10 protein-coding genes are annotated in these 13,780 nt (G+C 45.6%); 9 read left to right on the forward strand and 1 reads right to left on the reverse strand.

Going from position 1 to position 13,780, the window contains the following annotated elements; translation table 11 throughout:
* Positions 1–80 precede the first annotated feature (80 nt).
* From Xsze_RS10500 to Xsze_RS10535, 8 genes are all read left to right on the forward strand, one after another.
* Entirely contained in the window at positions 81–3,440 is a 3,360-nt protein-coding gene (locus tag Xsze_RS10500; RefSeq protein WP_244431846.1) for an ImcF-related family protein, read from the forward strand.
* 66 nt (positions 3,441–3,506) lie between these two features.
* Positions 3,507–5,120, forward strand: coding sequence for a type VI secretion system protein TssA (tssA, locus tag Xsze_RS10505; RefSeq protein WP_038240701.1), 1,614 nt, complete (start codon positions 3,507–3,509; stop codon positions 5,118–5,120).
* Between the two features lie 35 nt (positions 5,121–5,155).
* Positions 5,156–6,919 (forward strand): type VI secretion system baseplate subunit TssF, encoded by a 1,764-nt coding sequence (gene tssF / locus Xsze_RS10510; protein WP_038240702.1) that lies wholly within the window; start codon positions 5,156–5,158, stop codon positions 6,917–6,919.
* Complete coding sequence (tssG, locus tag Xsze_RS10515) at positions 6,883–8,031, forward strand: type VI secretion system baseplate subunit TssG (RefSeq protein WP_038240703.1); 1,149 nt, start codon at positions 6,883–6,885, stop codon at positions 8,029–8,031. Before tssF ends, tssG begins: the two co-directional genes overlap by 37 nt.
* 70 nt (positions 8,032–8,101) lie before the next feature.
* On the forward strand, positions 8,102–8,626 hold the full coding sequence (gene tssJ / locus Xsze_RS10520) for a type VI secretion system lipoprotein TssJ (protein ID WP_038240709.1): 525 nt from the start codon (positions 8,102–8,104) through the stop codon (positions 8,624–8,626).
* Positions 8,627–8,630: 4 nt separating this feature from the next.
* Positions 8,631–9,074 (forward strand): type VI secretion system baseplate subunit TssE, encoded by a 444-nt coding sequence (tssE, locus tag Xsze_RS10525; protein WP_038240704.1) that lies wholly within the window; start codon positions 8,631–8,633, stop codon positions 9,072–9,074.
* Between the two features lie 87 nt (positions 9,075–9,161).
* Positions 9,162–10,568: a VasL domain-containing protein gene (locus Xsze_RS10530; protein WP_038240705.1), complete on the forward strand. Its 1,407-nt coding sequence runs from the start codon at positions 9,162–9,164 to the stop codon at positions 10,566–10,568.
* Positions 10,569–10,693: 125 nt separating this feature from the next.
* Positions 10,694–11,401 carry a putative type VI secretion system effector gene (locus tag Xsze_RS10535; protein ID WP_038240706.1) on the forward strand — a complete coding sequence of 236 codons (708 nt, stop codon included), beginning with the start codon at positions 10,694–10,696 and terminating at the stop codon, positions 11,399–11,401.
* Positions 11,402–13,075: 1,674 nt separating this feature from the next.
* Here Xsze_RS10535 and Xsze_RS22165 read toward each other — a convergent pair.
* Positions 13,076–13,228 carry a hypothetical protein gene (locus tag Xsze_RS22165; RefSeq protein WP_156935904.1) on the reverse strand — a complete coding sequence of 51 codons (153 nt, stop codon included), beginning with the start codon at positions 13,226–13,228 and terminating at the stop codon, positions 13,076–13,078.
* A gap of 45 nt (positions 13,229–13,273) precedes the next feature.
* Here Xsze_RS22165 and tssB point away from each other — a divergent pair, with 45 nt between their 5' ends.
* The gene (gene tssB / locus Xsze_RS10540; RefSeq protein ID WP_099138330.1) at positions 13,274–13,771 is read left to right on the forward strand and encodes a type VI secretion system contractile sheath small subunit; all 498 of its coding nucleotides are present in this window, start codon (positions 13,274–13,276) and stop codon (positions 13,769–13,771) included.
* Positions 13,772–13,780 lie beyond the last annotated feature (9 nt).

Raw genomic sequence — 13,780 nt, forward strand, 5'->3', positions numbered from 1 at the left:
CGCAATAAAAAGCATAAAGTATTTAACTAAGATTTTTATTACATATAAAATAATTATATATGTCGGAGTAAATAATTATTATGCCTGAGTCTAAATCAAAATCAGGAAAATCGGTTTATTTCCTCATGATAGTTTATACATTAGTGATAGCCGTCTTTGTTGTTGTGGGCGCCTTTGTATATTACTTGATTAGTGAACAGGAACTACCTATAAAGCAATTATTGATTCAGGCTGGTTCAGTTTTTGGTATTTTACTTCTCTTTTTTCCTTTTTTTGTATTGGCATGGAGTAAACATGCAGAGGTGAGTTTCACCCTATTATCAGGCAGAGCGAAAACAAAAAAAAAGAGTGAGTCACAACAGACATCAGAATTAAGCGTTACGCTAAAGCAAGTACTAAAGAGGCAGTACGGCCGTTCATGGAAAAAGAAAGTCCAAATCCTTATGCTTACCGGATCTGCCGATCACATTGAACAGCTCGTCCCCGGTCTGATTTCCGAACAGTGGCTTGAAGCTGACAGCACGCTTTTATTCTGGGGCGGGGATGTCACCACGCCACCCGATGAAACCCTCTTTCATACCTTACGCAAATTGCGTCGTTCGCAGCCGCTGGATGGCATTGTCTGGGTCACTGGTCAATATCACCAGTCTGTCAGGATGGATGCCCCTGTCCATAGTCAACCTGTTTCCCCCCAGATGATGGAGATGCTGACGCGTAACCTGAGTAAACGTTTTCAGACTCTGGGCTGGCAAGTACCGGTTTATGTCTGGTCACTGCATCAAACGCAATGGGACAATGCGGATGAACAAACGCAAGCTGCTGGCTGCTTATTGCCAGCCGTTTGTTCATCCGAGAAATTGCAAACCGCGTTGGACAAATTAGTACCCACGATTGTCGAGCAGGGCACGCAGCATGTCGTCAACAATTCACGTCATGATTTCTTACTGTCGCTTGGGAGTTTTCTGCGTCATGGGGGCGGAGAAAAAATCAGTGCTTCCTTGTCCGCTTTTTTCAACACTCACCAACCATTGCCCTTGGCGGGGTTAATGTTCAGTTTGCCTGCCACGGATGGCCTGCGGGCCGATTTACATCATTGGAGCAAAGATGCCCGTTGGGATCATTTGTTGAATTCCGTCCGACAGTTGCCTCCGGGATTAAAGTCGGTGCGCTTGGGTTGGCAATGGAAAAAAACGGGCAATTGGATATTGGCTCTCCTGATGTTGGGAACGGGGGCGGGTATGCTGATTTCTTATGTCAACAACCGTCTGTTGATAGAGGAAGGGGGGTTGCATCTCGCTCAGGCTAAAGATCAAAACGCGCTGATGATTAAACGTCTTCAGGCATGGCAAGGGTTGCAGGAGATGTTATCGAAACTGCAATACCGTAAAACATATGGCCTCCCATTTTATGCCCGCATGGGGCTGAACCAAAATGAGACTGTGCTGAAAGCCCTGTGGCCTGCCTATACGCAATATGTCATGCCGTGGCTGAGGGATTCCATTGATGCGCATATGGAGAAAAAACTCAGTCATCTGGTGAACCTGCCGCCAAACAGTGCCGCCCGCTCTGAAGCGGCCAAGGGTGCTTATGGATCGCTGAAAGTTTATTTAATGATGGGAAGGCCAGAAAACATTGATGCGAATTTCTTCCGTGATTCGGTCATGGCGAATTGGCCTTCAGTGCCGAATGTGCCGAAAACAGTCTGGCAAGCCAGAGGGCCTGAGCTGTTGACCTTTTATGCAGAGAATCTGTCTGCCCATCCGGAATGGGTCAAGAAGCCTGATGAGGAGTTAATCCGACAGTCTCGTACCGTTCTGGTCCGTGAAATTGGTCATCGCAATGGTGAGTCTTCTTTGTATCAGAAGCTGCTGCAACAGGTGGCCAATCATTATTCGGATATGACGCTGGCAAACATGACCGGAGAAACTGATGCTGATTTGCTGTTCACGGCAGACAGTCATGTGCCGGGAATGTTTACCCGCAAGGCATGGGAAGAGTCGGTTGAGCCGGCCATTGAGCATCTGGCGAATGAACGGCGCACTGAAATTGACTGGGTGCTGAGTGATGGTCAGCAGAATGCCAGCGATGATGTGTCACCTGAAGTGCTGAAAGCGAAGCTGACTGATCGTTATTTTGCGGATTTTTCCGGCGCATGGTTGAATTTTTTGAATGGCCTGCACTGGCGCCGTGCGGATACGCTCTCAGATACTATTGACCAGCTGACCCTGATGGCGGATGTTCGCCAGTCTCCGCTGATTGGCCTGATGAATACGCTGGCGTATCAAGGTAAAACAGGGCGCAAGGAAGTGTCAGAATCCTTTGCCCAATCAGCCAAATCTATCTTTAACAAGGATAAGCAACCCGCCATCAGCCAGAAAGTGGGTTTTACCGGGCCGTTGGAGCCGACATTCGGCCCGCTGCTGGAGCTGATTGAACCCAAAGCCGGCGCTCAGGACGGGCAGCATCTCAGCTTGTACAGCTTCTTGACCCGGGTGACCCGCGTGCGCCTGAAACTCCAGCAAGTGACCAACTCTGCGGACCCACAAGCCATGTCTCAAACGATGGCACAAACCATTTTTCAGGGCAAGGCGCTGGATTTATCGGATACCCGGGATTACGGCAATCTGGTCGCTGCGAGTCTGGGGCAGGAATGGAGCGGTTTTGGTCAAACTGTATTTGTCTCTCCGATGGAACAGGCATGGCAGCAATTGCTGGCACCCACGGCTGAAAGCCTGAATGCCCAGTGGAAACGGGCGATTGTGGATGACTGGAATCTCACGTTTGGCGGGCGCTATCCGTTCAAAGCCTCTGACAGCGAAGCATCTTTACCGTTGTTGTCGCAATATCTGCGGGCAGATAGCGGGCGTATCCATCGTTTCCTGGAAAGCCGCCTGAGTGGTGTGTTGCGTCGGGAAGGCAATCATTGGGTGCCAGACAGCATTAATGCACAAGGGCTGAATTTTAATCCGGAGTTCCTGAAGGCACTGAATACCCTGAATGTTTTGTCGGATGTGGTGTTTGCCAATGGGGAAGCCCGTCTGTATTTCGATCTGCGCCCGGATACCGCTCAGGATGTGATGCAAACCAATCTGGTGATTGATAACCAGAAATTGATTTACATGAACCAACGCCCGGAATGGACGCGTTTTGTCTGGCCAAATGATACCCGTGCACAGGGTGCAATGCTGAGCTGGGTGAGTTCACAGGCAAGTACCCGGATTTATGCTGAACAGCCGGGCAGTTGGGGGCTTATCCGATTGTTGGAAAAAGCAAACGTCACCCCGTGGGCAGGTTCAGACAGCAGTTATTATATCAGTTGGCGTGCGCCTGATGGCCTGATATTGAGCTATACCTTACGCACTGAAGCCGGTGCAGGCCCGTTGGCATTATTGAAGCTGCGCAACTTTGTCCTGCCCACCAAGATTTTCTTAGAAAAATAACATTCGAGAGGGTGGGCTGACATTGTTCACCCCCAAATTCAATTTCAAGGATCAGAGATAACACCCATGAGTTTACTGAATACATTATGTCAGTCCTGTTTTGGTGATGACCGCGCTAAGGCCAAAGAATTGGCGGAAAAAAAGATTGCTGTGTGGGAAAAATGGCTGACTCCCATTACCGCAGATCAACCTGTTGGCAGTGATCCGGGTTATGACGATGATTTCGAGCGGATGCGTGAAGAAGTCAATAAGTTATCGGGTGCGGATACAGAGCTGATTTGCCAGCTGGCGGAAAAATTACTGGCAGGCGTTTGCAAAGATGTTCGGGTTGCGACTTATTATCTGTGGGCCCGTCTGCACCGCGAAGGGGAAACGGGCTTTGCTGATGGATTGGGGCTGCTGGCGGGATTGATCATCAAATATGGCGAAGATTTGCTGCCATCCCGGGCCAAAAGCCGTAAAGCATCGCTGGAATGGTTATCCGGGAATCGTGTGCTGGATAGTCTTTCTCTTTATCCAGAGGTCGGCAAGCCGGAATTTGAATGCATCATTGCCTTGCTGGATGTGATTGCCCGGCAGTTTGAAACGTGGGATGAAGACAACCGTCCTTCATTGGGCAATCTTTACAGTGCGTTGGAAAGCCGTCTGGCGCAGTCCGGAGGTCTGGATGCAGTGATCCCCATGAATATGAGTTCCTCGGGATCGGGGGATATGGGGAGCAATGTGAAATCAGGGCCGTCCATTGCCGTGCAGCCCATTCAGTCGGGGCGTGAGTTGTTGGATCAGGCCAAATCCCTGGCGCATTATTTACGTAATCAACAGCAAGGATGGCTTGCCGCTCACCGGTTAATGAAAAGCGTGCGCTGGGACACCATTCACCAAAGTCCGCCACAGGATACCCAGGGTTGTACAAGATTGGCCCCGCCACGCACAGATGCCAGAGCCCAGCTAAAACGTCTGTATATGCAGCAAAGCTGGGGTGAATTGCTGGAGCAGGCGGATCGCCTGTTTTCTGAAGGTGTGAACCACTTTTGGCTGGATGTGCAATGGTATCTCTATCAAGGCTTGAGTAAATCAGGGGCGCCGTGGGATGGCTGGGCGGATATCATCAAACAAGACCTGAAACAACTGCTGGTACGCTTGCCCGGTCTGGAAAAACTGGCGTGGAATGATGGCACTCCGTTTGCGGATGATGTCACGCTGGGTTGGATCAGCCAGAAAGTACTGGATGAAGGTAAAGGCTGGTCTGATTCCACCTTGCCCGGCAACGTGGTAGCAGAAGAAGATGACATTCTTTCCCTTGAAGCGGAAGCGTTGGCACAGGCAGACAGCGATGGCGTTGAGAAAGCCATTGCTTGGCTGCAATCCCGCCCGTCTGTATCAACTCCCCGCCAGCGCTGGATGATACGGTTATTGATGTCCCGTGTCGCCGAGCAATTTGGCAAGAATGATTTGGCACTGCATTTGCTCCATGAATTGGATGCCTCTGCCGAAAATCTGACGTTGGCACAATGGGAGCCGGAGTTGGTATTTGAAATCAAGGCCCGTCATTTGCAGCTGCTGCGTGCTAAATCCCAACGCAATGGCGCCGATAAAATAGCAGTGGCGCAACAGATGGATAGCCTTTTAGCGGAATTGGTCAAGTTAGATCCTGTACGTGCTGTTGTGCTTTATAACTAATCCGCTTCTTCTTTTTATGGTGAGGACTCTTTTTAATGGATGATTTAACACTCCGTTATTTTGATGCTGAAATGCGTTACCTGCGGGAAGCGGCGCGGGAATTTGCCCAAGCACATCCCGATCGTGCTGCCCTGCTGGATTTAGATAAGGCTGGCACACCTGATCCTTTTGTTGAGCGCCTGTTTGAAGGTTTTGCTTTTTCCATGGGGCGATTGCGGCAGAAAATTGATGATGATTTGCCGGAATTAACCGAGGGGTTAGTCAGCCTGTTGTGGCCACACTATTTACGCACAATTCCTTCCTTGTCGATCGTGGGCTTTTCTCCCGATATTTCACAGATGAAAATGGTGGAAAGTGTTCTGGAAGGTTTTGAAGTCCTTTCCCAGCCTGTCGGGCCGAAAAAAACCGTTTGCCGTTACCGCACAACACAAGAAGTGCGTTTGTATCCGTTTACGCTGTCTAAAGCGCGAATTGCCACGGAGCCGGATGGGCTCTCCGTCCTCCGGTTGCATTTTGATTGTGGTGAGCAAGTGGATTGGCCGCAGGTTGATCTCTCCCGGCTGCGTTTTTACCTGAGCGGTGATGCGCAAATCAGCGCCGCCCTGCATTTGGCGCTGACGAAACGTCAATCAGCACTCTATTTGCGTTTGCCGGAAGTCATTGATCGTATTCGTCTTGATGGCTATTTCTCCCCCGGTGGTTTTTCTGACAGTGATCGCTTATGGCCAAAAGGGGATACCTCATTCAGTGGTTATCAATTGCTGCTGGAATATTTCACTTTCCGTGAAAAATTCATGTTTGTTGAATTGAATGGCTTGGAAGGTGTGCGTTTTCCCGAAACAACCCGCTGGTTTGAGTTGGATATTGTCTTGAATGAGTTGTGGGATACGGATTTGCGCGTCAATGAGGAGCATATCCGGTTGCACTGCGTATCGGTTATCAATTTGTTCAGTCTGGAAGCCGATCCTTTGACCGTGAACGGTCTGGAAAGTGAATATCTTTTGCGCCCCCGGCGGTTGCAGGATGGTCATACCGAAATCTATTCCGTGGATGGTGTGACAGGCTCTCAGAATTCGGAAGAGGGCATTTATGTGCCTTTTACCAGTTTCCGCCATCGTGGGGGCATGTTGCGCCGGACAGCTCCGGAACGTTATTACCACACCCGCGTCAGGCGTGGTGTTTCAGGCCTGCATGATACATGGCTGATTTTGGGCGGTCAGGCGTGGGAAAATGGGCGGAATATGCAACCGGAAACCCTTTCCCTGCAAATTACCGGCACGAATGGTCAGTTGCCTCGCAAGGCCCTGCAAAGCACCTTGTTGAACCGCTGTGAACAGACCCTGCAAGTCCCGCTGACGGTGCAGAATCTGTGTAAGCCGACTTTGCCGGCCTATCCTCCCGCAGAAGATCGTTTTCACTGGCGTATATTGAGCCATTTGGGATCAAGTTTCCTGAATATGATGGCAAACGCCGAAGTGCTGCGCGGTACGCTGGCGCTGTATAATTGGCAAGAAAACGAGATGAACAACCGGAAACTGGATGCCATTGTGGCTGTCCGTCATGAACATCTCCAGCGATTTGAAAAAGGCTTCCTGATGCGTGGCATTGATATTGAAGTCACCCTGGACAGCAATGGCTTTACGGGAGAGGGGGATATTCACCTGTTTGGTGAAATGCTCAACCGATTTTTCTCTTTGTATGCCGATATTCATCTTTTTAACCAACTGACCCTGATTATTCAACCAAGTGGAAAATGCCTCCGATGGACAGAGAATCACAACCAGAGCTTGCCACGCTGATTACGCAACTCAAAGATAAACTGCCCCTGATTAATTTCTACCGTTTTTGTCAGTTGCTTGAAAGTATTCAGCCTGAACAACCCGGTTTGGGCAGTACGGTTCATCCCCATGATGATCCCATTCGGTTTCGCCCCCATCCCGGGATGGGGTTTCCTGTCAGTGAACTGAAAGCGATAGAAACAGAACCGGGAGACAAACCCAGCATCAGAACCACTTTTTTGGGACTGTATGGGGTGGAATCACCGCTGCCGCCGTCTTATGTCGATGATATTGCCCAACAGAGGGAAGGGCATGAGGCGGTGATGGATTTCCTTGATCTGTTTAATCATCGCCTGACAACACAGTTTTACCGCATTTGGCGTAAATACTCCTATCCGGCAACCTTTAAGGCGGGTGGCAAGGATGAGACTTCACAATACCTGCTTGGTTTGATTGGCTTGGGGATACCGGGCTGTGCGGCCCATATCGGGACACCGACCTCCCGTTTTCTGGCGTTGCTTGGCACCATGCGCCTGCCCACCCGAACGACAGAAGGCATTTGTGCCTTGATTAAATTATTGGCACCACATACTGCCGTGACAGTAACGCGTCACGATCAGCGCCGGATACCACTGGATAATCCGGTCAAAATGAGTTGCCGTTCTCCTGTCAGCCTCGCACATAAACCGGTATTGGGAAAAAGCGGGATTGATGTCAACAGTCAGGTATTGCTGACGCTGACAACCACAGATCCGGAGGAAGTCAGGCAATGGTTGCCACCGGAAGGGCAATTGCATGCGGATTTGATGGCATTGCTGCATGCCTATTTGGGATCACGGGTTCATGCACGTTTACAGCTGCGCATACCGCGTGAATTGTTGCCTGATGCCCGTTTGAGTGTCATTTCCGGGCAGGGCATGAAATTGGGTCAGACCGCGGTGATGAGGCGGTTATCTTCAGTTGAAGTCAAGAACGTCATGACCGATAACAAAATGGTCGATAAGAAAATAGCCGGTAAGAAATTGACTGACAATAAAATGAATAGGATCACTATTGGATTGGGGCGCTATCAGGCGGCACCAGAACAGGTTTATCGAAAAGAGACGGATGAATATGGCAACTATCGATTCTAAAAGAACTATTGATTCTATAAAAACTATTGATTCTATAAAAACCATTGATTCTAAAAAACATAAGAAAAGCATGAAGTCGGGACTGGCCCTGACGGCGTTATTGTTGGCGGCGACAAGCATAACGGGATGCGGCCTGACCCAGAAAATAGGTGATGGCACAGTTGAAGTCACTAAATCTATTTTTTATAAGCAGGTCAAAACACTGCATTTGGATGTTCAGGCACGGGAAGGGACTAACCTGAATGACAAGGGAATTGCGTTATCCACCGTCGTGCGGGTTTATCAGTTAAAAGATCGCAAGACCTTTGATATAACCGATTATCCGAGCATGTTTAACGACGATAATAACGCATTGCATGCTGATTTACTTATCCAGAAGGATTTGCGCATACGTCCGGGAGAAAGTTACTCCCTTGATATGCCGATGGAAAAAGAGACAAAATACGTCGCCGTTGCGGCGATGTTTCATACCCCTGATTTAGAAAAAAATAACTGGCGGGTAGTGATCCCGAAAGACGAGCTTGATCCTGATAAAGCACGCCAGATTGAACTGATCGATCAACAAATCCACCTGATACCGCTGAAAAAGGACTAAAACAATGTCACAACCTTCACTGTATGAGATGTTGACGGGGAATTTTTCGGGGGGACTCGATATCCATCAAGTTTCTGAAGAAAATCAGGTGATCCTCTCCGTATTGGACAACATCCAGCGCATTATCAATACCCGGGCGGGGACACTTGCCCACTTGCCGGATTACGGTTTACCCGATATGAGCCGTATTATGCAGGGCTTACCGGGGACAGCTCACAGCCTGATGAGTGTACTTTCCAAGACCTTGCTGAAATACGAGCCACGTATTAAGCGCATCGCTTTGACACTGCTGCCGGAACATGAATTTGGCACGCTGCGTTATGCATTGGAGGCGGAATTGCATGAGATTGGCTTGGTGCGTTATGGGACGGAATTTATTCCTGGCGGGCGCGTATTGATCAGGCATTTGAAAAAGCAAAATTTTCTGGAACCCAAATATCAATCGTGAACCGCTTATACGCAATGGATTTCAAGATGCAGCCAACAAAACTGCAACTTGAAAGACGACGGGTATAAAGAATAATAAAGGCATATCATGAATACACGCTCAGAAAAATACCTGAAAACAGGGGGTGACCCCCGAACCCTACCCGATTTCGTTGCTTTGCGGGATGAACTGAACAAATTGCACCATCCGGCTCGTCCTGATGTGAATTGGGAACAGGCGGAACGCCTCTGTTTGTCACTGTTCAGCCAAAATGGTGTGGAATTGCAGACCGCTGCGTGGTACACGTTAATTCGAACCACCCGTGCCGGATTGGCTGGGTTAAATGAAGGTCTGGCCATTATCCATGGCTTGGTGACGCATCAATGGCAGTCCATCTGGCCGCAGCAAGTCCATGCGCGGGTAGATGTTTTGGCGGGACTCAGCCAACGTTTGATCAACGTACTGCGCACACAGACTTTTGTTTATGCCGATCTCTCCTCGCTCTACCAAACCGAGAAGTATCTCAATCAACTTTGCCAGACACTGCAACAGCTGGAATTGAAGCATGTCAGCCAGCTGGAAAGATTAAGTACCTTTATTCACAATGCGGCAATGCGTCTGGAAAGCTTGGAGAGTCTGGAAGGGGCAAACATGGATGTCGCCTTGAAAGAGCCGCTGCAATCCACAGTGGAATTTGCCCAACAGCCGGTTCCGTCGCCGAAAACCCCGCAACAGACCTGGGTTTATGTGGTTAAACCGGAAGAAGACCCTAAACCTAATGTCGTTGTTATGTCACCAGAACCCCCGGAGCCACCGGGGTTTCAATGGAAGGCCTTTTTTGGTGGCATTCTGCTGGCTTTGGTACTCTGCGCGGGAGGAGTTGGGGGATGGTACTACACCATTCAGGATCAGAATAAAGTTGATCCTCGTCTTCAGGCCACTATCCCTCCGTTGCCGGCGATTCTGCCAAATGACGTTTTGTACTCTCTGACGGCGTTGTCAGATAAGGCACGGGAAGAAAACAGTATTGTATTGGAAACAACCCAAGCGCGCCTGAAAACCCTGAATACCTTATCGCCGACCTGGGGGCAAGATTACGGTTTTGCGTTGGTGCATCAGGCAAAAACAATATGGCCACATGCCCCGTTAACCGCCGCGCTGGCAGAACAATGGCAGAAACAACTCACCATGAATGCGACACCGATTGATAGTTTGGGCTATTGGCAAGACAGCCAGGATCAATTGGCTGATTTAACCCGAAGATTAAATGAGCTGGATATAAAGCGCGGGCGTTACATGACAGGCTCAGAATTAAAATCGGCGGTATTTACCCTGACACAAACCCTGAATAAAGCCCCGCCATTAGAAGAAAAGCTCAGACAGCTTGAGGAAGCCAGTGCAAAAGGTGAGCTGCCTCCTGCTTTGATTCAACAAACTGATTTACATTTTATTCAATTATTGAATCGCTATTCTCTGATCAAACAGAATAGAAATACCTCAGATCGGGTTAAATAATAGTGTGTTTATCCGGTATAAAAATAGGGCAGCAGTTAGGTCCTATTTTTTTATAGGTTGGCAATGTTCATTTGCCTTTTTTGAAATGAAATATATGTATTTGTAATATTTAAAAAGAGCTTATTATGCGCTTGGATGAAAACAAAAAAATTATGGATTATGAAGATGTTAGGAATAGGATTAAAGAATGTGAAAGATATATAACATCCTTGAAAGAAGAGTTAAATGAAAGAGAAGTCGATAGCATTGGGTTTGATTACTTTGACAAAGATTTAGATATCAGGATAAAAGAAGTAGAGGTTACACTTATTGAATTAAAAGAAATATTAAAAACAGAACCTCCTCAGCCTGAATTACCGCCACAAGGTCTATTGTTCAAGATAGAAGGTAAGATAGAAGAGTTAGAAATACAGTATATAAAAAATTATTTTGATGACAGGGCTTATACAACAGTTAAATATGAAAGAGATAGAAAGATAGAGATAAGTTTAACAATGATATTAATGGCGCTAGGAAACTTTGCATCAGCAGCGTCTCTTAACAAATTTGAAAATAGAAAAATGAATGTTAGTAGTTTTGTTAAAGGGAAAATCAATGGAAAACCTTTTTATGGTTGGTTAGGTAAAACAGTTATAAAAGAAAATGATTATGTTGAAATGGTAGTGATAGAAAAAGACAACTGCTATATAGCATATGCGATTACTCTTCCTGAGAAAAGGCTTATTATGATAACACCTGAGTGCGAATACGGGCGCTATTACATGGTTAAACTATCAGTGCTTGGTTCTATTATTCTAGGGCTGATTCCCTTTTTTTTTTATTGCACTTTTTAGTATTGGTGATGATAATTATTTAGAGAGTATGCTAGATTATTCAATGACTGTTTTACCATTATTTATATTGATTGGTCTTTTGTTTTTTTCATCAGCTTCACTATTAATGCCTTATCCTGCAACCAAACTAACAGAACGTATTTTTCTGCACTCGGAGTAAAAAGCCCAAAATCTGTGCAGTTATATTTTTTCTCTATAAAAACTTATAAAAAATTAAAGATTGATGAGTTGGATGACAATGATAAGGCCATGCTGCCACTTAAATATCCAGATGGTGAACATTTTTACTTTTATTAAAAACAAACGATTTTAAATAAGTTTTTTTATAATAATTGTCGATGTGATGCATCAATATATTTCCATTTAAATGCAATAATATCAAAAGATACTATAAATATTGTTATTAACTGTGATTATCATGAATATAAAGATAAGTGTTTTTTTTGTTTTTATTATGAATTTGATTATCTTAATTAACTGATAAACTCATTTTTTATATGGCAAAATAAATTGATTTAGTGAATTGGTGGATTTATTGTGCGGCGCTGTTTTTTTAATTAATTGCAGCAGTATTATTTTTGTCCAATACAATTGTGAGCTCATTGCATCAAAATTATGGTAATGAGAATCTGAGGGAAGAAGTATTAAATGAGTTTGAGGGAAGGAATGAAAAAAACGCTCTGATGTTCTTGATGAAATGATTCAAAGAAACAATATAAATCGGATTCTAAATCAATTAAATAATATACAGTAATATTATTTATTCAGCTCATGACAATGGCATTGTCATGAGCTGGAGTTAATTATTTGTTTATTAAATTAATATTGTTCCAATCTTTGTTTCTGAAAAAAGTAAAATAATCAGTTTAAATGATAAGTAATGGAAGTCGGGATTATATAATATCTCACCTAAATATTAATGTTCAGAATAATAAAATATGATTGATATTATCATGCTAAAATTATAAAAATAAACATTTATAATTTTATTGGTGGTGTTGATTTATGATGGTAAAGACCACAAAATTTGTGATAAACCCTTATTCAAGGGGTTCTGATTGAGTGTTAATAAATCATAGTTCGGTGCTGTTTTGGTATTATTTCAATCAAGTGTGTCAGGCGGGATTTTATAGTGGAAATTCTGCCTAATCTTTTTATTTATGTCTGATTTAATGCAAGATATTGTCATTAGCTTGGCAATAAACTCCACTTAGATAAATTTTTCTTTTTAGATCAGTATAATAACAATGTTTTCCTTAAGTTATGGTTACACTCATCATCTTATCTTTTGCTGAAGAACTATAGGTAAGAAAACAGAGGGGTATATAATTAAATTTACGGATTAATATAGTAGATTCTATGGTTTAATTTTAAGTATTTAGATAATTCAATATGTTTGTGTGAGTGTGATGAATAATGCAAATTTCTTTAGCTTTATAGGATTAAACTGATAATATCTGTCCGGATGTTATGTTATTTTTTTCTCTGTTTTCCATCTTGAAAATCCATATATAAATTATTTCTATGTAGAAAGGTCACCTCTGTGTTTTTGGCAAGAAACTAATAATGTTACTTAATTAATGATTTTATATGGGGCTAAGAGAATTAAATATACGTTACGAATGACAGTCAGGATATTTTCATCTTTATCAAAAATTGAATGAACGGAATGAATTAACGTTTGGCATCGATACCCAAGGAGTTTGAAGCCAACAAAGCGGCAATTTGAAAGGCGATGGGTATATGGCTTTCGATATCACATAGAAAATTTTTATCGCTTATCTCATGTCTTGCTATTTTTTTGCCGATGATTTGAAAGTCAAGCATTGCTACTCAATAGCAGACAGTCACTTGTTTTGAAGGACAAAAACCATGTCAGACAGTTTCCAGAACGAAGTCCCCAAGGCCCGCGTCAACATCAGGCTTGACCTGCACACGGGCGGGGCGCAGAAGAAAGTGGAATTGCCCCTGAAATTACTGGCGGTGGGGGATTACAGCAACGGTCAGGACACCCGTCCCCTGTCCGAGCGCGAAAAAATCAACATCAACAAAAACAACTTTAACAGCGTGCTGGCGGATTTCAGCCCGCGGGTCAACCTGACGGTGGAAAACACCCTGGCGGGGGACGGCAGTGAGGAGAGCGTGGCGCTGACGTTCAGGGACATGCAGGACTTTGAGCCGGAGCAGGTGGCGCGCCAAATCCCGCCGCTGCGGGCAATGCTGGCGATGCGCAACCTGTTGCGCGACCTGAAATCGAACCTGCTGGACAACGCGACGTTCCGCCGGGAGCTGGAAGCCATCCTGAAAGACCCGTCCCTGAGTGACGAGTTGCGCAGTGAACTGGCGGGGCTGGCCCCGGAACACGACTAACCCACTGGA

Source organism: Xenorhabdus szentirmaii DSM 16338, assembly GCF_002632585.1.
Classification (GTDB): domain Bacteria; phylum Pseudomonadota; class Gammaproteobacteria; order Enterobacterales; family Enterobacteriaceae; genus Xenorhabdus; species Xenorhabdus szentirmaii.